This is a genomic window from Facklamia sp. P13069 (genome assembly GCF_050409405.1).
In the GTDB taxonomy this organism is placed as follows: Bacteria; Bacillota; Bacilli; order Lactobacillales; family Aerococcaceae; genus Facklamia.
The window spans coordinates 30,390-52,789 of the sequence record NZ_JBNUPN010000005.1 but is presented as its reverse complement, the minus strand read 5'-3'; the positions used below and the strand labels follow the sequence as shown (position 1 = coordinate 52,789).

The following is a 22,400-nucleotide window of genomic DNA, read 5'->3' as shown; positions in this document are numbered from 1 at the left end:
GGGGAAAAGATGTTATTAATTAAGAATGTGCGAATGCTAAATCGTCAAGGTGGATTTCAAGCAGTAGAGCTTTTAATTAAAGACCAAAAGATTAACGCGATTGGTCTAGATCTGTTGAATGAATTATCTCATGAAGAGCTTAAAATTTTTGATGGTCAAAACGGTTTAATTACTCCGGGGCTAATTGATTTGCATGTTCATTTTCGTCAGCCTGGTTTCGAAGGAAAAGAAACCATTGAAACCGGCTCAAAAGCAGCGGCTCGAGGCGGTTATACACAAGTTTGTGCAATGCCAAATCTAAATCCAGTTCCAGATAATCTAGCAGATTTTACAGCTTTGATGCAATTAAACGAGCAAGAAGCTTGCATCAAAGTACATCAGTATGCACCGATTTCACTAGAAATTACTTCCGAAAAAGAATTGGTTGATTTTCCTGCTTTAACACAAGCAGGAGCTGTTGCCTTTACCAATGATGGCAAGGGCGTTCAAACAGCTGGTTTAATGCTTCAAGCTATGCAAATGGCTGAGCAATTAGACCGACCAATTGTGGCCCATACTGAAGATAATTCTTTGCTTTTTGGAGGGGTCATGCATAAGGGGAAGGTAAGTGAAAAGTTAGGTTTACCAGGAATATACTCTGCGACTGAATCCAGTCAGATTGCCAGAGATTGTATTTTGGCTAAAGAGGCAAACTGCCACTACCATGTCTGTCACGTTTCAACTAAAGAAAGTGTAGCGGTTATTCGCGCTGCCAAAGCTGAGGGCGTAAAAGTAACTTGTGAAGTTTGTCCCCACCATCTTCTCTTGTGTGATGAAGATATTCCAACTGATGATGGCAATTGGAAGATGAATCCACCATTAAGAAGTCGCGCGGATCAAGCAGCCTTAATTCAAGGTCTACTAGATGGAACGATTGATTGTATAGCAACCGACCACGCTCCGCACATGGCAGAAGAAAAGAATCAGAGTATGCTTAAAGCACCTTTTGGTATTGTGGGATCAGAAACTGCTTTCGCTTTGCTGTATACTTATCTTGTTGAACGAGGAATTTGTAGTTTAGAACAGTTAATCAATTGGATGGCATGGGAACCAGCTAAAATCTTTAATATACCAGCTTCCGATCTTACTGTGGGGTCTATTGCTGACCTAGCTATTTTCGACATTGACCATGAATATCCAATCGATCCAAAGGAATTTGCTTCTAAATCGACCAATACACCCTTTGTAGGTTGGCAAGTTAAAGGTAAAACCTTAGCAACTATTTATCAGGGCCATCTTGTTTATCAGGCGTAAGAATATCTCATGAATTTTTGCTAGAGGCTAATGGCTATTCTTTAGAATGGAAATAAAATAAAGACAGGCTCTTTTGTTTGTGCTAAACTGAACATGAAGTTTTTAATAAATAGAGGAGTTTTATCAGTGAAATCAATAGATAGTTTGACCCTAGACGATCTAATCGAATGGCTAGCTCAAAGAGGAGAAAAGCCATACCGGGCAGATCAAATCTGGCAATGGCTTTACCGTCACCATGTGGCGTCCTACGAAGAGATGACTAATATCCCCAAAACGATTTTAGAACCTTTATCCGAGGAATTTATTTTTTCTCCCTTAAGGGCAAAAATTGTACAGAAAGCCCAAGATAAAACCACTAAATTTTTGTTTGAATTACAAGATAAATCAATGATTGAGACGGTTTTAATGTATCATCATTATGGTATTTCAGTGTGTGTCACAACGCAAATTGGCTGTAATATTGGCTGTAAGTTCTGTGCTTCGGGTTTGATACCCAAAGTAAGAGATCTAGAAACAGGTGAGATAGTCGCTCAAATCATGTACGTTCAACGACACTTGGACCAATTAGGTCAAGGAGAAAAGGTTTCGCATATTGTGGTTATGGGTATAGGTGAGCCTTTTGATAACTATGATAACGTGATGAAATTCTTAAGAATTGTGAATTCAGATAAGGGACTAGCTATTGGGGCACGTCATATTACTGTCTCAACTTCTGGCTTAGCACCAAAAATTCGTGAATTTGCTGATGAAGGTTTACAAGTCAATCTAGCAGTTTCCCTCCATGCCCCTAACAATGAGACTCGTTCTTCGATTATGAAGATTAACCGAGAATATCCCATTGAAGAATTATTTGATGCTATTTATGAATATATTGAAAAAACCAATCGCCGGGTAACTTTCGAATACATTATGATTGATGGTGTCAATGATACACCTCAACATGCTAAAGAATTGGCAAATCTGTTGAAACCGATGCTGAAATTAGCTTATGTTAATTTGATTCCTTATAATCCGGTTGCAGAAAATTCTTTCCGGCGTTCTAAGGCTGAAAATATTGCGCAATTCTTTGATATTTTAATGAAAAACAAGGTTAATTGTGTTGTTCGTAAAGAACACGGAACAGAAATCGAAGCGGCTTGTGGGCAGTTACGGTCTCAATACGAACGTCAAAGAAGAGCTAAAACTGCTAAAAAGACTAAAGAAGAAATCCGTCAATTTTCACAAGCACGTAAAGCTGCAAAGGCAAATGAGTCTAATAATCAATGATAAAGTAATCTTAAAGCGATTAAAATAAGCCCTCAAAAACGAAGATCTTTGGTCGTGTTTTTAAGGGCTTTTACTTTTAATATTAAAAGTTCCGGAGATGTCTATCACATTCTTAAGAAAGTATGATATAATTTCCTAGATAGTCCATATAAAGGAGGGCAACTATGTATAACGCTTTAATGATTTCATTAATTGTAGTATCTATTTTGATTATTTTATTAGTTATTATGCAACCATCTAAGAGTAATGCTGCTTCAACTTTAACAGGTGGAGGAGACGATGGCTCTGTTAAATCAAAAGCACGTGGCTTTGAAGCCTTTTTAATTCGTGCTACAACCGTTTTAGGCGTGCTGTTCTTTGTCATTGCCTTAGCTTTAGCTTACTTATCGGCTAAATAATCGTTAAAGATTTTGAATAGACGCACATGTCGGCTCATTAGGCCACATGTGCGTATTTATTTAGAAACAGAGGAATTTCTTTAGTTTCCAACAAGGTTTAGATACAATGATAATAAGAGGTTAGGAGTGAAAAGTGTGATGAATGTTCCATTTGATAAGGCGGTTTATTTAGAAGGTCAAGATAAGAAGGTAGGGATCCTACTCTTCCACGCTTATACGGGATCAACACGTGATATGAACCTATTAGGTAGGCTATTGAATCGCCAAGGCTATAACGTATTAGTGCCACAATTTAGTGGTCATGATACACAAGACATCAAATCAGTTTTGGATTTTTCTCCAAATATTTGGCGTCAAGAAGCCAATGATGCTTATCATTGGATGCTAGGACAAAAATTTGAGCACCTTTTAGTCTTTGGTCTTTCATTAGGTGGAGTTATGGCTACAGATATTATTTCTCAGAAAGATTTTCAAGGAAGTGGTGGAGGAATCTTTAATGCGCCGGTTATGACTGAGGAACCGATCAATATTTCCAACTCATTTATGCATTTAGGTAAATTTTTGGCCAGTCAACGACATGATACAGAGACATTTATGGAAGAGTTTGATGATATATTGGCAGGCCATTGGCAACAAATGAAAGAATTAGAAGAAATTAAAGAAGAAATCGCTTCACAGTTGGTGAATGTTAAGGTGCCTTTTTATATCGCTCAATCAGGCCAAGATGAATTAATTGAGCCAGATGATTCTTATTTATTACAAGATCATTTGGTAAATGCACGCATTGATTTTCATTATTTCCCACATAATACACATTCCATTCCTACAAACCGTGATCGTAAGGCTTTTGAAAAATCAGTTTTAGATTTCATCAAGCAAGTGACCCAACCCTTTTAGGGTGAGAGAGGAGAATAAATTTGAGTTTATCTAGACTAGAAAAAGACATTATTGTTTTTTTACAAGGGAATAAAGAGGATTCCTTTTCGGTGGAACAGCTTTCCCAACATTTTAATTATCGCGGAACCAAAAATTATAAAAAATTAATTAAAGCTTTAGCCTTTTTGGAAAGAATTGGCGAAATTCAATTAACATCTGAGGGCCATTTTAAAGCTTTTTCTTCAAACGAAGAAGTTATAGGAGTATACAGAGCGAATGAAAAAGGCTTTGGCTTTGTATCTCATGAAGAAGGTGAAAGTGATTTCTTCGTGCCTAGAGGTAAAAACGGAGGAGCCATGGAAGGAGACACAGTCCGTGTTCGAATCGTTAAACATGTTAATCCTACAACAGGCAAAGGTTCGGAAGCTCAAGTGCTTGAAGTAATAGACCGTAAAGTTAGTCAGTTAGTTGGCGAGTTTTATGGTTTTAATCAAGAAGAACGTGAAACCACAGGCTATGTAGGATACATTAAGCCTCAAGGCGAATTTCCAGATGAGACTAAAATTTTCATTCGTCCAGATGGTATTCATCCAGCTAACCACACTATTTGTATTGTAGAAATCGCTGAATACCCAGATAGCCATAAGCCCAATGAAATGGTAGGCCTTGTGACTAAAGAAATTGGCCATAAAGACGCTCCAGGTGTTGATATACTAGCCGTTCTCTTCCAATTTGGTATTCCGCACGAATTTCCAAAAGAGGTGGTCAAAGAATCTGAAGCCGTAGAGCAAACAATTAAATCTGAAGAAATCCAAGGACGTAAGGATTTACGTGATCAATTAATCATTACAATTGATGGAGCAGATGCCAAGGATTTAGATGATGCCATCAGTTTAGAAAAAATTTCGGATAAAGAGTACCAATTAGGTGTCCATATTGCCGATGTATCGCATTATGTAAGACCAGACACTGCTATTGATCGCGAAGCTTATGAGCGAGGAACATCTGTTTATTTGACAGATCGCGTGGTCCCTATGTTACCGCAAAGATTGTCTAACGGTATTTGTTCTTTGAATCCTCATGAGGATCGCTTAAGTCTAACTTGTGAGATGGTGATTAATAATCAAGGGCAAGTAATTAAGCATCGCATTTTCAAATCAGTCATTCATTCATCCTATCGGATGACCTATTCAGATGTGAATGCTATTTTAGATGGTGATCCAACTTTAAGACAAGATTATCAAGAAATTGTTCCTATGTTGGAGGACATGGCTGAGTTACATGATATTCTCTATCAGATGCGTCGACATAGAGGAGCACTCGATTTTGATGCGCCTGAAGCCAAGATTTTGGTAGACGAAAAAGGACACCCGACAGAGATTGTTTTACGTGAGAGGTTTACTAGTGAACGCTTAATTGAATCCTTTATGCTAGCTGCTAATGAAACGGTGGCCAAAGATTATTTAGCTAAGCAGCTACCCTTTATCTATCGAATTCATGAGCAGCCAGACTCTAATAAAATAGACCGTTTTGCGGAATTCATCTCAAGTTTTGGGGTCATTCTTAGGGGAAGTACTGAAGATATGGCACCGAAGGCCTTGCAAGAGGCGCTTAAACAGGTCAAGGGTGAAGATTACGAACAAGCTGTTTCAACTATGATGCTAAGGTCGATGCAACAAGCCAAGTATTCAGATGAAGCAGCAGGTCACTTTGGTTTAGCAGCAGAAGACTATACACATTTCACTTCGCCAATACGCCGTTATCCTGATTTGATTGTTCACCGTCTAATTAGTCAATATTTATTAGGCAATCCTTCAAATAAGGAGATTTCTAAGTTAGAAGATCAACTGCCAGCTATAGCGACTCATGCTTCTAAAATGGAGCGCCGGGCGGTTGATGCAGAAAGAGAAACTGATGCTCTCAAGAAGGCTGAGTATATGATGGATAAAGTTGGAGAAAGTTTCTGGGGAACTATTTCATCGGTTACCTCTTTTGGAATTTTTGTAGCGCTTCCCAATACAGTAGAAGGACTTGTCTCTATTCAAAATTTAGATGATGACTATTATCATTTTAATCCAGAACACATGCTGTTGATTGGTGAGCGGACACATAAAATCTTTAGAATCGGGCAAAGGGTTAAAATAGAGGTTGGTAATGTCAGTATCGAAGATCGACAAATTGATTTTAAGCTAATTGAAGCAGAAGCAGTAGAAGGTATCGATCCAAAAATCATTCAATCTTCAACAAAAAATAAGAAAAAGAATAAATCGAACAGACAAAACAAATCAAATAAAGCGAATCCTAAAATGGGTAAAAATTTAGCAGGTAAAAAAATTTCTGCTAAGGGAAACTTTAAGAAAGCAAAAAGAACTAAGAAAAAGAAATACTAGGAGTCCATCAGATGCTAGTAGGTGATGTAAAATAGACTCCTAGCACTAGCAAGGAGATTTTATGGCAAATAATAAAGCAGTACACGATAAACCACTGGCCCAAAATCGAAAGGCCAGACATGATTATGAGATTATTGATACTTATGAAGCGGGTTTAGTCCTCAAAGGAACAGAAATTAAATCCATTCGAGCAGGAAAAATAAATATTCAAGATGGCTTTATTTCAATCTATGGGGGCCAAGCCTGGGTAAAGAATGTTCATATAAGTCCTTATGACCATGGTAATTTATTTAATCATGATCCTTTAAGAGATCGAAAGTTATTATTACACCATAAGGAAATAGTGGATATGGACCAAGCAACGCGTCAGAAGGGAATGACCATTGTTCCCCTAAAGGTTTATTTAGTTAGGGGTCGAGCTAAGCTATTAATAGGAGTTGCACGTGGTAAACATCACTATGATAAGCGACAGGCGCTCAAAGAACAACAAGCTAAGCGAGATATTGATCGGGCTCTCAAAGTAAGATAAATTAAAACAGCAAGCACTCTGGAGGATTTGAGAATGCTTGCTGTTTCTTCGTTAACTGGCCTTAGAATCCTGATAAAGATTCCCATGCCATTGGAGGAGGTAATTTAGTTGAGGTAAGTCTTGTTTCTTTTCGAATGACTCACCAGAAGAAAGCCTTGAGTCGAAAATTAATTCGTCCCTAGAACTTAAAACCTTACTTGTTCCTGAATTAAATTCAATCTGAAACTCTTTTTCAATGGTTCCTACCCATTGCGATTCTTTTTGTTTAGTAAGTTGTTTGTTTAGCCGATAGCCTTGCGAACTGAGGAATATTTGACTAGCATCGAAAGAGCTTTCCTTAGAAGAATTAGGAAAAAGAGTCACTTGGCCATTAGCTAACCATTCGCCATCAGCTTCTATTATTGAAAAGCTTGACTCAAAATTGGATGGATATTCTATAAAAATAAGCGTTTTATAGAGTAAAAGTAAAGACTCAATGTCTAAAGTATCAACTTCGATTAAGTTGACTGTTTGAATTAAGGAATCACTTGTAAACAGGCCCAAGTCATTTAAGCTTTCTTTTTGTAGAAGTTGGCATTCTCTTTGAATAGATTCTTCTATGCTTTTTGTCCATTGGTCTTGGAGAACAGGACGCAGGTTAAAATCTGTTAAAAGAGTTTGAATTTGTAATTGGTAATAATTATTTGACTGGTGGATTCTTTGTCTTTGGAGAGCATTAAGTTGAATGACTCCTAAGTATATAACTTGGCTTAACATCATAAAACATAATACCATTGGTAGGATAAGCCCTTTTTTATGTTTCATCAAAATCTTCCGTTCTTATGTAATCAGTATGAAAGGTATGTGAGAAGATTTGACCATTGGTTAGCTCCACGGAGATTGTTATAAAAGGTTTTTCGGAATTTAGATGCCAAGATTTTACTTGAAAGAGGTAAGGGTGATGTCCGGGTCTGCGATAAATCTTTTGATTTCTTAAAATGACTGAGCTCTGTTCATAGTAATCCTCTTTGAGACAAAGATTTATTTCTTGTTCAGAGACACCTATAATTAAAAAATGATCAAATTCACTTTCCATCATCAGTGTGAAGTGCTGCCAATCTAGCGAACGATCTTGCCGCATATTTTCATCTAATTTGCGGTAATGTGAAACACTTATCATGAGAGTGTTCATTATTAAAGCAACAATAGAGAGTGTAATAAGGCACTCAATTAAAGTGAAGGCCCATTTTGACTGTTTATAAGGTTTGAATAGCTTGAATTTCAATCTGATAGGCACTCCCTCTCTTAAACTCTATTTGACAGGAATTAGTGTCGCATGAAAAATCATCAACCTCGACTGAAAATAATAATTGGTAACTTTCCATTGTAGATTGAATAAGTGTCTCTTTTTTTATTGAATCTAAATCAGAAAGTTGAATGTCCGCCAGTTGATAAAATAATTGCCATTCATTATTTTCTGATTTTAATTGTTTAAAAGTCCTTAATTCTTGGTTAAAACTGGGTAAATAAAAGCTCAAAATCCAAGACAAGATCAATAAACCTACTAATGCTTCAATTAGACTACTTCCCTTTTTGCTCCTTAAAAACAAATTGACCACTTCCTAGTTGAAAAACAAGCTCAAAATTATCGCCTTCTGCATTTTCAAAGTAAACAGTTTCAAAATCATTAATACGACCACTACTTAAGTAATAAAAAGAAAAAGAATTAAGTAAATTTAAATGTTTAGGGAGTTTGAGTTGACTAAAATTTTTGCGGGATTCTACTTGCCAGAAGTAGACTACTCCTCTTTTACTAAAGACAATCTGAACTGGATCTTGATCAATAATTGCTTTATCTTGAGCTAAATGTAGCTGACTCTTCAGTTGGTCTTTAAAAACTTTTGTCTGATAATCAGCTTTTAATTGTTGATAGGGTAAAGCAATTAGCAAAATCATCAATATACTAAAAATTGAAAGTACGCACAAAGCTTCGATTAGGGTAAAGGCTGATTGATTTTTTGATTTCATTAAGGGGTCAGTATTTGACTGAGGACTTCAGCTTCAATTCTCTCAGTCGCTTCGTCTGCTTGCTTTTGAGTGAGGTAACCTTCAGCAACCAAAGTTTCTAAGCTTAAAGGCTCTTGGGTATCCTCTACTAGATAATAGGCATCCGCTTGAGTTTCAACAATCTCTGTGATATTTTCAACTGCTTGTTGGTCAATACGATCTTTTTGGCCAGAAACATTGGGAATAATAATAGCCATTAATAGTGAAACAATAATAAGAACAATTAGCATTTCGATAAGTGTGAACGCTCTTTTAGACTTTAATATTTGACAAGACTTGACTTTTCTGATGGTTCTTTCTTTCATAATAGCTCCTTTTCATATCTCCATGGTTAACATCGGCAACATTAGAACAAGGTACATGGCCATTACAATAATAGCGATAATTAAAAACAGTATGGGTTGCACTAAAGTGAGCTTCTTATTAAGATCTTCGACCACCTCCTCAAATATTTTTTTAGCATAAAGCTTACATTTTTGACCGGTCTGACTGGTTAGTTCACCCTGATATATGACTAAACTAAGTGTTTTAGTGAAAATACCCATGTTTTCTAATGAATCGCTCAACTCGCTCCCAGCCAAAAATTGTTGCTGCAGATAATCAGCTATTTCACTGATTAAAGGATCAATGGGATATGAGATTAAAAGATCTAGTGTCTCTTGCATGGAAAAGCCAGCTGCGTAAAAATATGAAAGTTCATCAGCTAGACGATAGGATACATATTTCCTAATTAGCTTTCCAAAGAGAGGTATCTTAACTAAGTGTTGAAATCTGTTAATAACAGGGAGTCTTAATAAATAAAAATCAATAGCTAAGTAAATAATTAAAATGACTGCTAAAAAGCTGATGCTAATTTGTGGAAGAAAGGTAAAGAGAATGAGTAAATAACGAGCTAATAAATGAGTTTTTAAAATTTCTTGATCGATGAAGGATAAAATATGTGGAAGCATCCAATGTCTCATTGCAAACAATAAGCAGGAGAGAAAAAGCATTAAAAAACAGGGATAGATAAGTGTTTTTATTAATTTTTTTTGATAGCTTCTAATCTTTTTTAAATGGTTTACAATTTCAAAAAGCGCTTGAATAAATCGGCCTTGTCTTTGAGCAAAAAATAATTGAGCGGCAATTCGGTTTGAATACCCATAGTTTAAAAGAACTTGATCAAAGCTTTGTCCTACATTTAATTTTTCTAGCATTTGATTAATAATTAAAATTCTTTTAGGTAATAGTATTTTCATAAATTGCAGACTTTGATAAATTGAGAAACCTTCATCAAGCATTTCAGCTAAAACCTGTAAAAAATATATTTTTTCCTCTTGATTAAAGAGCAATTTTTCTTTATTAAAGAACTTCAAAGCGTTCATACTCTTTTTTAGTGATGTATCCATAGGCCCATGCCTTTCTTAGTTGATGATTAAGGGGCGAGAAGTTTAAAGGTAAATTAAAATGATTCAAATATTCTTTCAATTGTTGGCCATCTAATATTTCGAACAAAGCGGCTCGGTGAAATTTTTTAGGAATATGATTGCAGGATACTTGAACACTACTTTTACAAAAAGGACAAAAGCGAGGCACTAGTCTTTGTGAGATGACACCAATGAGAGATTGTTTTAATTGTTGCTCACTAATGGTTAACTCTTTAAGACGCGCAATCACTCCGAAAGTATCTTTAGCATGGATCGTTGCAATCATCAAATGCCCGGTTAATGCACCTCTTAAAGTCATACGCGCCGTCTCCTCATCCCGAATTTCTCCAATAAAAAGAATATCGGGATGATGTCTGAGTGATGATTTAATCAGTAGGTCATAAGAAATACCTATTTTTTCATTTACCTGCGTTTGTAAAAAAGAAGCTTCTTTGATTTCTACAGGGTCCTCCATAGTAATAATTTGTAACTTTTCTTCATTCATTCTTTCTCTTAAAAGTTGATAGATCGTCGTGGTTTTACCTGAATTGACTGGGCCAGAAATTAAAATCATCCCTGATTTTCTTCTAATTAATTTCCGAATGCGGTCAATTTGATTGGGAAAGTAGCTGTTGATTTGTTGAAAATTATGAATTTTACTAAAAATCACTCGAACCACTAAGGACTCTATGAGGTTGACGTTAGTAATAGTGGACAATCTTAATTCAATCGTTTGTTCTTCTGAGATCTTAAACGGACAAGCACCTGATTGGGGCCGTCTTTTTTCACCGACATCCATATTGGCTAAAAATTTATAATGAGCGATTATTTTTCTTCCTAGACTTAAAGGGACATTTTTGTGGAAGTGGAGTTGACCATTGACTCGAAAGAAGATTTGATAGTTATCAATTATTGGCATGAAATGAATATCGGAAGCCAACAAACTGATGGCCTCGTTAATCAATGATTTAGAAAGTTCTTCGATCATTAACTCACCCTTTTGATTAGTCTAATGATAAATACAAGATAAAGGTTAAAAGGGTGCTTATATTTTTTCTCAAATAAGCGTCTCAGTGTCTAACTATACCTATATATGAAAGTATGATAGAATAAATTGACAACGAGTGTTTAGCTCACCCACCAGTTGAAATAAAAAATAATAAAGGAGTTTTATTACATGATTTTTAAAGTAATGTACCAAGAAAGTAAAGATCAAGTTCCAACAAGAGAAAGGACACTTTCCCTTTATCTTGAAGCAGAAAATCGCGTAGAAGCGATTGAAAAAGTGACTCAAAATACATCTTACAACATCCAATATGTCCAAGCCTTAGATGAGGCGCATTTGGCATATGAAAAAGAACAAGCAGGCTTTAAGTTGGTGGAGTTCTAAGATGTCAGTAAATATTAAAAATAATGAAGTAGGCGTATTTGCCTTAGGCGGTTTAAATGAAGTTGGTAAGAATATGTATGGCGTCCAATTTCAAGATGAAATTATCATTATGGATTCTGGTGTGATGTTCCCAGAAGACGAATTGTTAGGTATTGACTATGTCATTCCTGATTATCAATACCTATTACAAAATCGTAATAAGATTAAGGGAGTTATTATCTCTCACGGTCACGAAGACCATATAGGTGGAATTCCATTCTTATTGAAAGAGATAAACGTGCCTATCTATGCTGGCAAGTTAGCCTCAGCTTTAATTCGTAATAAATTACAAGAACGCGGACTGTTGCGTGATGCAGAAATTCATGAAATTGATGAAGATTCTGTGATCCGTTTCCGTAAAACAAGCGTTAGTTTTTATCTAACAACTCACTCCATTCCAGAAGCATATGGTGTGGTAGTTAAAACACCTCCTGGAAATATTGTCTTTACAGGAGATTATAAGTTCGATTTCACACCGGTAGGCAAACCAGCCGACTTACATAAGATGGCACGAATTGGTGAAGAAGGAGTCCTATTATTACTAGGTGATTCAACAAATGCCGAAGTACCAACCTTTACTAATTCAGAAAAAATTGTCGGCCGTTCGATTCGCAACATTATCCAAAAAGAAGAAGGACGCGTTATTTTCGCTACTTTCGCATCCAATGTGTCTCGATTGCAACAAGTCGTAATGACAGCCTATGAGACAGGTCGTAAGATAATTGTTTTCGGTCGTTCGATGGAATCTTCCATTAAGACAGCTAGAGAATTAGGTTATGTGGATGACAAAGGGGCAGATATTTTCATTGAACCAAGAGATATTAATAAATATCCTGCTAATAAGATTTTAATTCTATGTACTGGTTCACAAGGGGAGCCAATGGCAGCTTTAAGCCGTATCGCTAATGGTACGCACCGACAAATTTCGCTTCAACCTAATGATACCGTTATTTTCTCTTCTTCACCTATTCCAGGAAATACTATGAGTGTTAACCGTGTCATCAATCAATTAAGCGAGCAAGGTGCCAAAGTGATTCATGGAAAGGTCAATAATATTCATACTTCTGGTCACGGTGGTCAGCAAGAGCAATTATTAATGCACCGTTTAATGAAGCCTAAATATTTCATGCCAGTTCATGGGGAATATCGCATGTTAAAAATCCAATCGGAATTAGCTCAGATGACTGGGATTCCAAAAGAAAATTGCTTTATTATGTCTAATGGCGATGTTCTAGCTCTTACTGCCGACTCTGCTCGTGTAGCAGGACGCTTTCCTGCTCAGGATGTATATGTCGATGGTAATGGTATTGGTGATATTGGTAACATTGTACTGAGAGACCGTAAAGCTCTGTCAGAAGAAGGACTAATCATTGTTTCAGCTACTATTGACTTTGAAGCTAAACAATTGATTGCCGGACCGGATATTATGTCTCGAGGCTTTATTTACATGCGAGAATCAGCAGACCTGATCAATGATATTCAAAATAAGGCGCGCGCAATTATCAACCGCGGCTTAAATGAGTCAGGCGCTAATATAAATGAACGGAGCGTGCGAGATCTATTGCTCAGTCAATTAGAACCGGCTATTTATCAGAAGACGCAGAGAAATCCGATGATTATGCCGATTTTATTAGATATTAATAAAGGGGTAAGACCTCATCAAACGAAGTAGTAGTTAGTATTAGAGTTAAAACAAGTAAAGGAGCGATCATATGTATAGAATCAACAAATTACGTCAATCACTTAAAGAACAAAAATTCGATGCAATCTATGTAACGGATATGTTAAATATAAGATATTTAACCGGCTTTACCGGCTCGGCTGGTGCCGTATTTGTAACTCAAGATAAGGCCTTCTTTATTACCGATTTCCGTTACAATACTCAAGCTAGTCATCAAGTTAAGTCTGCAACAGTTGTTATCCATCAAAACGGAGTAGATCAAGAAGTTAAAAACTTAATCGATCAAGAAAAGGTTCAAACACTAGCCATAGAAGCAGATAATATGAATGTCAGTCAATATCTAAAAATTAAAGATCTATTTGCAGCAGATATTAAAGCAAGTCAAGGGTTAATCGAAAAAATTCGCTTAATTAAAGATGAATCGGAACTTGAGACCATTCGACAAGCATGTGAAATTACCGATCAAGCGTTTGAACATATCTTAACCTTTATTAAACCTGGTGTAACTGAAATTCAGGTTGCTAATGAGTTAGAAGCTTTTCTTAAGGATAAAGGATCAACAGGCATGTCTTTTGATACTATTGTCGCTTCAGGTGAACGCTCTGCCATGCCTCACGGTGTAGCGAGTGAAAAAGTGATTGAAGATGGCGATATTGTGACGCTAGACTTTGGTTGCTACTATAAAGGTTATTCGTCTGACATGACTCGTACGATTGCGGTAGGATCGATATCAGATAAAATGAAAGAAGTCTATGAAATTGTACTTGAAGCACATCAACGCGTAATCAGAGAGGCTAAAGCTGGCATGACTGGTAAGGAAGTAGATGCGATAGCTCGTGATTATATTACGGAAAAAGGCTATGGTGAGTACTTTGGTCACTCTACTGGCCACGGTGTCGGTTTAAATGTCCATGAAGAACCTGCAGTCTCTAGTCGTTCTGAAGCGGTTTTAGAGACGAACATGGTAATTACTGATGAACCCGGTATTTACTTACCAGGTATCGGTGGTGTTCGCATTGAAGATGATTTAATTGTGCAAGCAGATCGTGTAATACCAATCAACCGTAGTCCCAAAGAATTAATAATTATATAGGAGGCTAAAGGATGTTAAATAAACAAACTGTCGCATTTGAATCTCTCAGCGAACAATACTTAGGCGAAATTAATATTACGATGGGTGTCTTGGAAGACATTGCAGCCAAAGCTGCTTCAGAAATTGATGGTGTACTTAGTTCATCACAAAAAAAAGAAGCAGGAAAATTTTTGCGTATTCAAGGATCAGGTGTTAATGCTAAAATGCGTCAAATTGAAGACCGTATTTCGATTGATATTAATGTAAGCATTGCTTACGGTAAAACAGTTCCAGTTATAGCCGCTGCTATTCAAGAACGTGTTAAAGAACAAATTCTATACATGACAGATCTTATCGTCAGTGAAGTGAATGTTCATGTCCAATCGATTGATACAGAACCAAAAATGAATTCAGAGTTAAAAACTATTAGGAATAGCGAAAAAGAAATCGGAGAATAGGATGAAAAAATTATCACGTCATCAGCTAAGAGAAAAAGCAGTCCAGAGTTTATATCAATTAGTAATTGCTAGTGACCAGTTTCAAAGTGAGGATGCTGTAGAATTCGCTTTAGAAGCCGGTAATGATCCTGAGAAGGGATACTCAGGTGAGATAGATTCTTATCTAATAACCTTAGTTAGAGGAGTAAGAGACAATCAGTTGGCGTTAGATGATATGATTAAACAATATCTCAGCCAATCTTGGACTCTTGATAGAATAGCAAGTATTGATCTAACCATTTTACGCTTAGCTTTTTTTGAAGTGCTCTTCATTGACGAAGAGAAAGTTCCAGCCAAAGTAGCGGTTGACGAAGCGATTGAATTATCTAAGACTTTTTCAGATGATCGATCACGACAATTTATCTCAGGTGTTCTCGCTAAACTTTTAGCTAACCAAATCTAAATGGCGCCAGAAGAAGAATGTGAAGAAATTATTCTTTTTCTGGCTTTTTTCTTATAAGAATTTATTAAAGAAATGGGTATAACTTGTATAAGTATTTTAGGATGGATATAATCAAAGTGTCATCATATTAATTTAAAAGGAGCATAAAATTATGAAAAAACAAAAAGTTTTACTACTTGCTTTAGCTGCTTTAACAACTTTTCCAGCCAGTATGCCTTTGATTAGCCAATCAGCTATGGCAGTTGAACAGGCTGAGCAAACTTTGCAAGTAGAAAAATTAGCTTTAGGAGCGACTTTAAATTCACAACAAGCCCAACAAACCATTCAATTATTAGGCGCTAATCAGGTAACTCCTGAGAATACAATTTATGTTGACGGTGTGATGATTGATCGCTATTTAAACATTGGATCAGATGCTTCAACAGATGTATACTCGTCCGTATATATTAAGCCTCAAGCACCTGGTACAGGAATTAAAGTTCAAATTGTAACGCCTGAAAATATCACTGCTGTTTCAGCGACAACCTATCAAAATGCAGCTATTACTGCAGGGGCTCAAAATGCTTTATTAAAAATTGGTAGTTTTTTACCTGTAACGGGTGAGGGGGCACTTACTGGCTTATACGCTCTATTAGAGTCACAAGGTGTAGAAGTTAAGCAGCATGACATGCAAACGGCACAAAAAGAAATTTCTGTCGTAAATAATGTTAAGACTGAAACAGGGTTAACCGATGCACAAGTAAACGTAATTATTGCTGAAATTAAGAAAGAAGTTGCTGCTCAAGTTCAAAATAATGGTCAAGTAAACTCGACTGAAATTGTAAACACAGTTGTAAATAATGTTATTAATAACACTAATATTGAAGGCGATGGCAATGTTGTCGATAATTCAGTTGCTACCGATGTAGAGATTTCTAATCAAACGAAGCAAGAATTAGAGCAATATGCCAATGATTTTGCCCAGACCGATGCTGCTGCTAATGAAGACACTGTTCAACAACTAGATGCATCAATCGAAGACAAAAAATGGGACAATATTCTTGCTCAACTAGAGCCTAAAATGACTATTGATGAAATTAAAGCAGTAGAAACACCTGATTTTTCTGATACTGAAAAGTATCACGAAATTTTACCTGCTTTATACAATCGTTTCAAGCAAGCAGTCGATCAGGGGATCCGTGTAGATGATATCTATGCCCATACCTTTATCATTGAAGCTATCCAACCAGAGCTTACAGTTGAAACGAAAGCAGAGTTAGATAATTTTAGAGAATTGCTTTATCAATATACAGCTTCTTTTGAAGGAGATTTAAAAGCAGCGGCTGAAAATGAAGGCTTTGAATTCCAACCAATCAAAGATCTGTGGATGGCTAAATTACAAGAAGCTGAAAATCTTGAAAGTTCTGATGCATCCTTAGCTGAGATAATTCAGTTAATAGCTAACGCTACTGGATTTGCTCCACAAGTTTATACCTATACTGACATTGAGCAAGACGATAAAGTAATTAGTCTATCTGTAGCAGAAGATAGCTCTACTAAGATCACCACAGTAGCACGTTTTGAATACGATTTAGAAACTGGAGTAATTAGTGAAGTTGACCCAGTATCCATGGAAGCTGTGCCATTAAATCAGGATACCTATGATTTCAATGCTGTTTATGGTGTCAATGTTGAAAATAATTATATTGCTAATAAAATCCCAGTTGATTATAGGATTCCTGGTTACACACCAGTTGAATCCACTGAAGAAGAAACAACTTTAGAAGAAATGGTTGAAGAGCCAGTTGATTCTGTAGAAACTCAAACCCCTGCAGAAGAGCCAACAGAAGAACTTCTTGAGGAAGAAGCAGCAAGTGAAGAAAGCGTGGATGAGACAGTTCCAACTGAAGAGACAGAGAGTGTCGATCCAGTGTAAACTGATAGATGGTCTTAAGCTATAAAAAGAACCAGGGTCAATGATTGCCTGGTTCTTTTTGTTTTCTAGTTCTCTGAATTAGATTGTGCTAAAATAGAAAAGAATGATATCAAGAGAGGTGATGGAGTGACCCAAGATCAAAAGAACTATATCACGGTAGGAGCCTTATCAAAATATATCAGTCAAAAATTTGATCGTGACCCGCATATTCAAAGGATTAGAGTCTTGGGAGAGATTTCTAACTATCGTTATCGTCCTAATTCTCATCAATATTTTTCTTTAAAAGAAGGCCAAGTCCAAATTAATGCGATTATGTTCAAGAGTCAATTTCACCGTTTAAAATTCCAATTAGAAGAAGGCATGAAAGTTTTTGTAACGGCTAGAGTAGGAGTTTATGAAGGTGGAGGAAGGTATCAACTTTATGTTGAAAATATTGAGCCTGATGGAATTGGCTCTTTATACCTAGCACTTGAACAATTAAAAGAAAAAATGAAAGCCCAGGGACTTTTTGATCGTCCCAAGAGAAAAATATGTAAATATCCTAAACGACTAGCAGTGATAACTAGCCCATCGGGTTCTGTCATACGTGACATTATTACGACTGTTCAACGTCGTTATCCAATTGTCGAAATTGTTGTCTTTCCTACTAAAGTTCAAGGTAAGGAAGCGGCTAAAGAAATTGTTGCGTCATTTAAGCGGCTAGAAGAAAGCACTATTTCTTTCGATGGTGTTATCTTAGCACGCGGAGGTGGTTCGATTGAGGACTTATGGTGTTTTAACGATGAAGGAGTTGCCCATGCTATTCTTGCATGTCCCTTGCCAGTAATATCTTCGATTGGCCATGAAACCGATACTACGATTGCTGATTTAGTGGCTGATTTAAGAGCTCCAACTCCGACTGCTGCAGCGGAACTATCTGTTCCTGTGCTGCAAGAAGTTTTAATGACGATTAGCCAGCAACAAGTACGATTAATAAATGCTTTTCGAGGGCGCTTAGAATGGTCTCAAGAGCGTCTGGCAAGATCTGCTCGATCATATGTTCTTACTCAGCCAGAAAGACTGTACCAATCCTACGTGCAGAGTGTTATGCATTTAAATGAACGATTGAAAATGCGTCAAGAACAATATTTTTCACGCCAAAAACAAAAAATCAATCAACTAAAACAGGCTGTATATGCTTATAATCCTCAACAACAAATTAGCTACCGTCAAGAAAAATTAGGGACACTTCAACTAAGTTTACAACGCTCCTTCAATGATTATTTAAGAAGAAAATACGATAGGCACATGAAGGCAAGTGCCTTATTAGATGCATATAGTCCGCTGAAAATAATGGCAAGAGGATATTCTTTAGTTGAAAAAGAAGGTCAACAAGTAACTTCAAGTCATCAATTAACTGAAGGAGACCGTTTAAATATCCAATTATATAAGGGGCGTGCGAATGTTTTAGTAGAATCACTCGATAAAAATGAGCCAATAGATAGGGAGGATTAATCGATGACAGAAAATAAAACAGTAGAATCAACCATTAGTTTTGAACAAGCTTTACAAGAGTTAGAAGAAATTGTTCAACAATTAGAAAGAGGGACACTACCACTTCAAGATGCCTTACAAGCCTTTCAAAAAGGAATTTCATTAAGTCAGCATTGCCAAGAAGAATTAACGGAAGCCGAAGCGACAGTTACCAAAATGATGACTGAATCGGGATTACAGCCTTTAGATGAGGAGAATAAAACAGAATGATATTAGGTGGGCCCTTACGTTCCAAATTTGAACAGGCTTTGCAAGAGCAAGTTATCTCTTTAAATTCACCTTTAGAAATGGTGAAGCCAATGGTCTACTCGCTTAATAGCGGTGGAAAGAGATTAAGACCCTTACTTTTACTGACAACTATTGCGATTTTTAACAAAAAGAAAATTGATCAGGCTATGTTAACAGCCATTGCTTTAGAATTTATCCATACTTATTCTTTAATCCATGATGACTTACCAGCCATGGATGATGATAAACTGCGAAGAGGCCAACCAACCTCTCACGTTAGGTTTGATGAAGCCACAGCAATCTTAGCTGGTGATGCCCTTCAAGCGGATGCTTTCGCAATTTTATCTAAAGATGAAAGCTTGCAAGCCCATCAGAAGGTCGCTCTGATCAGAGAATTGGCTCATGCTGCAGGTTCATCTGGAATGGTTGCTGGACAGCTTTATGACATTAAGGCAGAAAATAAAACGATAGACATTGAGCAGTTACAACAAATTCATTTGATGAAAACTGGCCTTTTATTTATATTTGCTATGAAAGCAGCTACAATTATTTTAGAGGCTGATCAAGCTGAAAGCGATCTAATGATTACTTTTGGACAGCACTACGGTGTTGCGTATCAAATTCATAATGATCTAAAAGATGTCATAGACTTGAATGAAGAAGTGGATAGCTTAACTTACTCAGATATTATCAATCACAAATCAACTTATCCTAGTCTTTTAGGAGTAGGACAAGCTAAAGCGAGTTTGATTGAAGAAATCAAGTTAGCAAGAAAAGCTTTAAACGATTTAGAAAAGCTTAGCCATAAATCTTTCAAACAGTTAGATAACTTTCTATCACCTCTTGAAAAATACCTATAAGGAGTAATGAATGAAAAAAGAACGAGTCGATAAGCTAGTGGTCCAAGCAGGAATTACTCACTCACGTGAACAAGCACGCCGTCTGGTTATGTCAGGAAAAATCTATGATCAAAACGATCAGCGCTATGATAAACCAGGTGAAAAAATACCGATTGATCGCGAGCTCTATCTGAAAGGGAAACCTTTCCCTTATGTATCGCGTGGGGGATTAAAGTTAGAAAAAGCCTTATCTTCTTTCAATATTGATATTACAGACCATCTACTTTTAGATATCGGTGCTTCAACAGGAGGATTTACCGATGTGGCTTTACAAAATGGCGCACGCTTATCTTATGCTTTAGATGTAGGTTACAATCAATTAGCTTATTCCTTAAGACAAGATCCTAGAGTAGTCGTAATGGAACGGCAAAACTTTCGCTATGCTCGCTTCGAAGATTTTACAAAAGGACAGCCAACAATAGCAACAATTGATGTCTCTTTTATTTCTTTAGCTTTAATTTTGCCACCATTACAGCCGATTCTAAAAAAAGATGGTTCTGTTATTGCCTTGATTAAACCACAATTTGAAGCAGGACCTAGTCGGATTGGTAAAAAGGGTGTCATAAAAGACCCAGCAGTTCATCAAGAGGTCCTTGAAGAAGTATTAGCCTTTATTAGTAAAATTGGCTTTGTTATTAAAGAGCTTACCTATTCGCCAATTACAGGAGGCGAAGGGAATATTGAATATTTAGTGCATTTAATCAATGCTAGGCAAGTAGATAATCAAAGCCACTCAACAATTGCCATCGCAAAAATTGTGGAGGAGAGCCATCAAGCTTTTGAATAAACAATGCAAAGAGGTGCCTTATGTTAATCAGTTTAAGAATTGAAAACTTTGCAATTATTGATCAAGTTTCTATTGATTTTGATGAACAGATGACAGTGCTCTCAGGGGAAACTGGAGCGGGAAAGTCGATTATTATTGATGCGATTGGTATCTTATGTGGTGGAAGAGGGTCTACTGAGTTTGTGCGAAAAGGAAGCCCAAATCTCTTTATTGAAGGTCTTTTTAGTTTACAAGGAAATGAAAAGCTCTTAATGCAATTGCAAGCAATTGGAATTGAAATTGAGGATCCAGAAGATGCCCTTTTGATTCAACGCGAGATCCATAAGAGTGGACGAAATGTTATTAAAATTAATCAACGACCAGCTAATGTGACCATGCTAAAACGAATTGGTCGTTATTTGGTAGATATTCATGGTCAAAATGAACATCAAGCTCTGTTAGACTCTTCACGACATCTTGAGTTACTGGATCTTTTTGCTAGTGAGAGCTTACTTCAAGTTAAAGAAAAATATCAGCTAGTTTATAATCACTATCAAGATTTAAGACAGCAATTGTTAACTAAGAAATTTGACGAACAAGATGCACTTCAACGTTTAAATTATTTAGAGTTTCAGTTAGAAGAATTAAAAAATTTAGATTTAGTGGCAGATGAGGATCAGCAACTGCTACAACAAAGCAAGAGACTTCAAAATGCACAGCTAATGAGTCAGTATCTTAATGAAATCAACCAGCTAATGACCGATCAAGAAGCTAGTGTCGATCAGCAAATTGAGCGAGTGCTTTATCTGTTACAGCACTTGGGAAGATTTGATAATCAATATTTGTCATTTGAGGAGCGCTTACAAGGCCTGCAAGTAGATTTAAAAGAATTAAGCCGAGAAATTGCTTTTTCTTTTGATGTGCCAGATTATGATGAACAAGTGATGGATGAAATTCAAAGAAGACTAAGTCAGTTGGAAAAAGTTCAAAAAAAATATGGGCGTAATATTGAAGAGTTAATCGATTACCAGCTTGAACTCGTTAAGGAAATTGATCAAATTAAACATTTTGAAAGTTATCAAAAACAAACACAGGAAGCCTTCCTCAAAACTTATGAAGAAGCCTTTGAATTAGCTCAAAGCATATCCAATCTCCGTAAAGAAGCAGCCAAAGCAATTGTCTCAGAAGTTGAAGGTCAATTAAAAGAACTCTACATGCCGCATACTGAATTTGAGGTCAAGATGCGACAGGTAGAGTCTGATTCTAATTTGCAACCATTCTTTTCCAATTCTTATTTACGTTTGAATGAAGCGGGTATGGACCAAGTTGAATTCTACTCAAGGACTAATTTGGGAGAAGAAAGTCAACCACTGGCTAAAATAGCATCTGGTGGTGAACTTTCACGATTTATGTTGGCCTTGAAGACAATTTTCGCAAGAAATCAAGCAGTTGAGACCTTAATATTTGATGAAATTGATACAGGGGTTTCTGGTAGAGTCGCTAGTGCTATAGCGAGTAAACTGGCTAAAATCGCTCAAAATAAACAAGTCTTATGCATCACCCATTTAGCACAAGTAGCTGCCGCAGCCAATCAACAGCTAATTATTAAAAAAGAAATTAATCAAGAGCGCACGGTTACACAAGTGGATTATTTATCAGAAGAAGAGCGAGTAGCCATGATTGCTGGCATGATGTCTGGTGAAGTACAATCTGAATCCAGTCTACAAGTAGCTCAAGACCTGCTCACATCCTATCAAAAGAATTAGGGGGTTT

The 22,400-nt window shown here is 36.6% G+C and carries 24 protein-coding genes; 17 read left to right on the top strand and 7 right to left on the bottom strand.

Features of this window, described 5'->3' with window-relative positions; all coding sequences use genetic code 11:
* Positions 1-9: 9 nt before the first annotated feature.
* The 6 genes from ACQV2T_RS02450 (at position 10) to smpB (ending at position 6,752) form a co-directional block, all read left to right on the top strand.
* Positions 10-1,293: a dihydroorotase gene (locus tag ACQV2T_RS02450; protein ID WP_428874265.1), complete on the top strand. Its 1,284-nt coding sequence runs from the start codon at positions 10-12 to the stop codon at positions 1,291-1,293.
* 126 nt (positions 1,294-1,419) lie between these two features.
* The gene (rlmN, locus tag ACQV2T_RS02445) at positions 1,420-2,559 is read left to right on the top strand and encodes a 23S rRNA (adenine(2503)-C(2))-methyltransferase RlmN (RefSeq protein ID WP_428874266.1); all 1,140 of its coding nucleotides are present in this window, start codon (positions 1,420-1,422) and stop codon (positions 2,557-2,559) included.
* Between the two features lie 164 nt (positions 2,560-2,723).
* Complete coding sequence (secG, locus tag ACQV2T_RS02440; protein WP_090290184.1) at positions 2,724-2,957, top strand: preprotein translocase subunit SecG; 234 nt, start codon at positions 2,724-2,726, stop codon at positions 2,955-2,957.
* Between the two features lie 126 nt (positions 2,958-3,083).
* Positions 3,084-3,854: an alpha/beta hydrolase gene (locus tag ACQV2T_RS02435; RefSeq protein WP_428876150.1), complete on the top strand. Its 771-nt coding sequence runs from the start codon at positions 3,084-3,086 to the stop codon at positions 3,852-3,854.
* Between the two features lie 20 nt (positions 3,855-3,874).
* The gene (gene rnr / locus ACQV2T_RS02430) at positions 3,875-6,223 is read left to right on the top strand and encodes a ribonuclease R (protein WP_428893195.1); all 2,349 of its coding nucleotides are present in this window, start codon (positions 3,875-3,877) and stop codon (positions 6,221-6,223) included.
* Positions 6,224-6,284: 61 nt separating this feature from the next.
* Entirely contained in the window at positions 6,285-6,752 is a 468-nt protein-coding gene (smpB, locus tag ACQV2T_RS02425; protein WP_428874269.1) for an SsrA-binding protein SmpB, read from the top strand.
* Positions 6,753-6,803: 51 nt separating this feature from the next.
* Here smpB and ACQV2T_RS02420 read toward each other — a convergent pair whose 3' ends face one another.
* Genes ACQV2T_RS02420 through comGA form a run of 7 tightly spaced genes read right to left on the bottom strand, consistent with a single transcriptional unit; the run spans position 6,804 to position 11,192 of the window.
* The gene (locus tag ACQV2T_RS02420) at positions 6,804-7,556 is read right to left on the bottom strand and encodes a hypothetical protein (protein WP_428874270.1); all 753 of its coding nucleotides are present in this window, start codon (positions 7,554-7,556) and stop codon (positions 6,804-6,806) included.
* Positions 7,546-8,028: a competence type IV pilus minor pilin ComGF gene (locus ACQV2T_RS02415; RefSeq protein ID WP_428882397.1), complete on the bottom strand. Its 483-nt coding sequence runs from the start codon at positions 8,026-8,028 to the stop codon at positions 7,546-7,548. Before ACQV2T_RS02415 ends, ACQV2T_RS02420 begins: the two co-directional genes overlap by 11 nt.
* The gene (locus ACQV2T_RS02410) at positions 7,988-8,281 is read right to left on the bottom strand and encodes a hypothetical protein (RefSeq protein ID WP_428875306.1); all 294 of its coding nucleotides are present in this window, start codon (positions 8,279-8,281) and stop codon (positions 7,988-7,990) included. Before ACQV2T_RS02410 ends, ACQV2T_RS02415 begins: the two co-directional genes overlap by 41 nt.
* 31 nt (positions 8,282-8,312) lie before the next feature.
* Entirely contained in the window at positions 8,313-8,759 is a 447-nt protein-coding gene (gene comGD, locus ACQV2T_RS02405) for a competence type IV pilus minor pilin ComGD (protein WP_428875304.1), read from the bottom strand.
* Positions 8,759-9,103, bottom strand: coding sequence for a competence type IV pilus major pilin ComGC (gene comGC / locus ACQV2T_RS02400; RefSeq protein ID WP_428874273.1), 345 nt, complete (start codon positions 9,101-9,103; stop codon positions 8,759-8,761). Before comGC ends, comGD begins: the two co-directional genes overlap by 1 nt.
* A 12-nt stretch (positions 9,104-9,115) precedes the next feature.
* The gene (comGB, locus tag ACQV2T_RS02395) at positions 9,116-10,186 is read right to left on the bottom strand and encodes a competence type IV pilus assembly protein ComGB (RefSeq protein WP_428893194.1); all 1,071 of its coding nucleotides are present in this window, start codon (positions 10,184-10,186) and stop codon (positions 9,116-9,118) included.
* Positions 10,140-11,192 (bottom strand): competence type IV pilus ATPase ComGA, encoded by a 1,053-nt coding sequence (comGA, locus tag ACQV2T_RS02390; RefSeq protein ID WP_428893193.1) that lies wholly within the window; start codon positions 11,190-11,192, stop codon positions 10,140-10,142. The genes comGB and comGA overlap by 47 nt, the downstream gene beginning before the upstream one ends.
* 189 nt (positions 11,193-11,381) lie before the next feature.
* On the opposite strand from comGA, the gene ACQV2T_RS02385 reads away from it, so the two are divergent.
* From ACQV2T_RS02385 to recN, 11 genes are all read left to right on the top strand, one after another.
* On the top strand, positions 11,382-11,594 hold the full coding sequence (locus ACQV2T_RS02385) for a DNA-directed RNA polymerase subunit epsilon (RefSeq protein WP_428874278.1): 213 nt from the start codon (positions 11,382-11,384) through the stop codon (positions 11,592-11,594).
* A 1-nt stretch (position 11,595) separates the two neighbouring features.
* The gene (rnjA, locus tag ACQV2T_RS02380) at positions 11,596-13,305 is read left to right on the top strand and encodes a ribonuclease J1 (RefSeq protein WP_428874279.1); all 1,710 of its coding nucleotides are present in this window, start codon (positions 11,596-11,598) and stop codon (positions 13,303-13,305) included.
* Between the two features lie 40 nt (positions 13,306-13,345).
* Complete coding sequence (locus ACQV2T_RS02375; RefSeq protein ID WP_428874280.1) at positions 13,346-14,407, top strand: M24 family metallopeptidase; 1,062 nt, start codon at positions 13,346-13,348, stop codon at positions 14,405-14,407.
* 11 nt (positions 14,408-14,418) lie between these two features.
* The gene (locus ACQV2T_RS02370; protein WP_428875302.1) at positions 14,419-14,844 is read left to right on the top strand and encodes an Asp23/Gls24 family envelope stress response protein; all 426 of its coding nucleotides are present in this window, start codon (positions 14,419-14,421) and stop codon (positions 14,842-14,844) included.
* A gap of 1 nt (position 14,845) precedes the next feature.
* Complete coding sequence (gene nusB, locus ACQV2T_RS02365) at positions 14,846-15,286, top strand: transcription antitermination factor NusB (RefSeq protein WP_428874282.1); 441 nt, start codon at positions 14,846-14,848, stop codon at positions 15,284-15,286.
* Positions 15,287-15,437: 151 nt separating this feature from the next.
* Positions 15,438-17,201 carry a DUF1002 domain-containing protein gene (locus tag ACQV2T_RS02360; protein ID WP_428893192.1) on the top strand — a complete coding sequence of 588 codons (1,764 nt, stop codon included), beginning with the start codon at positions 15,438-15,440 and terminating at the stop codon, positions 17,199-17,201.
* Positions 17,202-17,327: 126 nt separating this feature from the next.
* A complete protein-coding gene (gene xseA / locus ACQV2T_RS02355; protein ID WP_428874284.1) occupies positions 17,328-18,695 on the top strand; it encodes an exodeoxyribonuclease VII large subunit in 1,368 nt (455 codons plus the stop codon).
* Between the two features lie 3 nt (positions 18,696-18,698).
* A complete protein-coding gene (locus tag ACQV2T_RS02350) occupies positions 18,699-18,944 on the top strand; it encodes an exodeoxyribonuclease VII small subunit (RefSeq protein WP_428874285.1) in 246 nt (81 codons plus the stop codon).
* Entirely contained in the window at positions 18,941-19,822 is an 882-nt protein-coding gene (locus tag ACQV2T_RS02345) for a polyprenyl synthetase family protein (RefSeq protein WP_428893191.1), read from the top strand. The genes ACQV2T_RS02350 and ACQV2T_RS02345 overlap by 4 nt, the downstream gene beginning before the upstream one ends.
* A 10-nt stretch (positions 19,823-19,832) precedes the next feature.
* Positions 19,833-20,648, top strand: a complete 816-nt coding sequence (locus ACQV2T_RS02340; protein ID WP_428874288.1) for a TlyA family RNA methyltransferase — start codon at positions 19,833-19,835, stop codon at positions 20,646-20,648.
* Positions 20,649-20,668: 20 nt separating this feature from the next.
* Complete coding sequence (recN, locus tag ACQV2T_RS02335) at positions 20,669-22,393, top strand: DNA repair protein RecN (RefSeq protein WP_428875299.1); 1,725 nt, start codon at positions 20,669-20,671, stop codon at positions 22,391-22,393.
* The last annotated feature ends 7 nt before the right edge of the window (positions 22,394-22,400 follow it).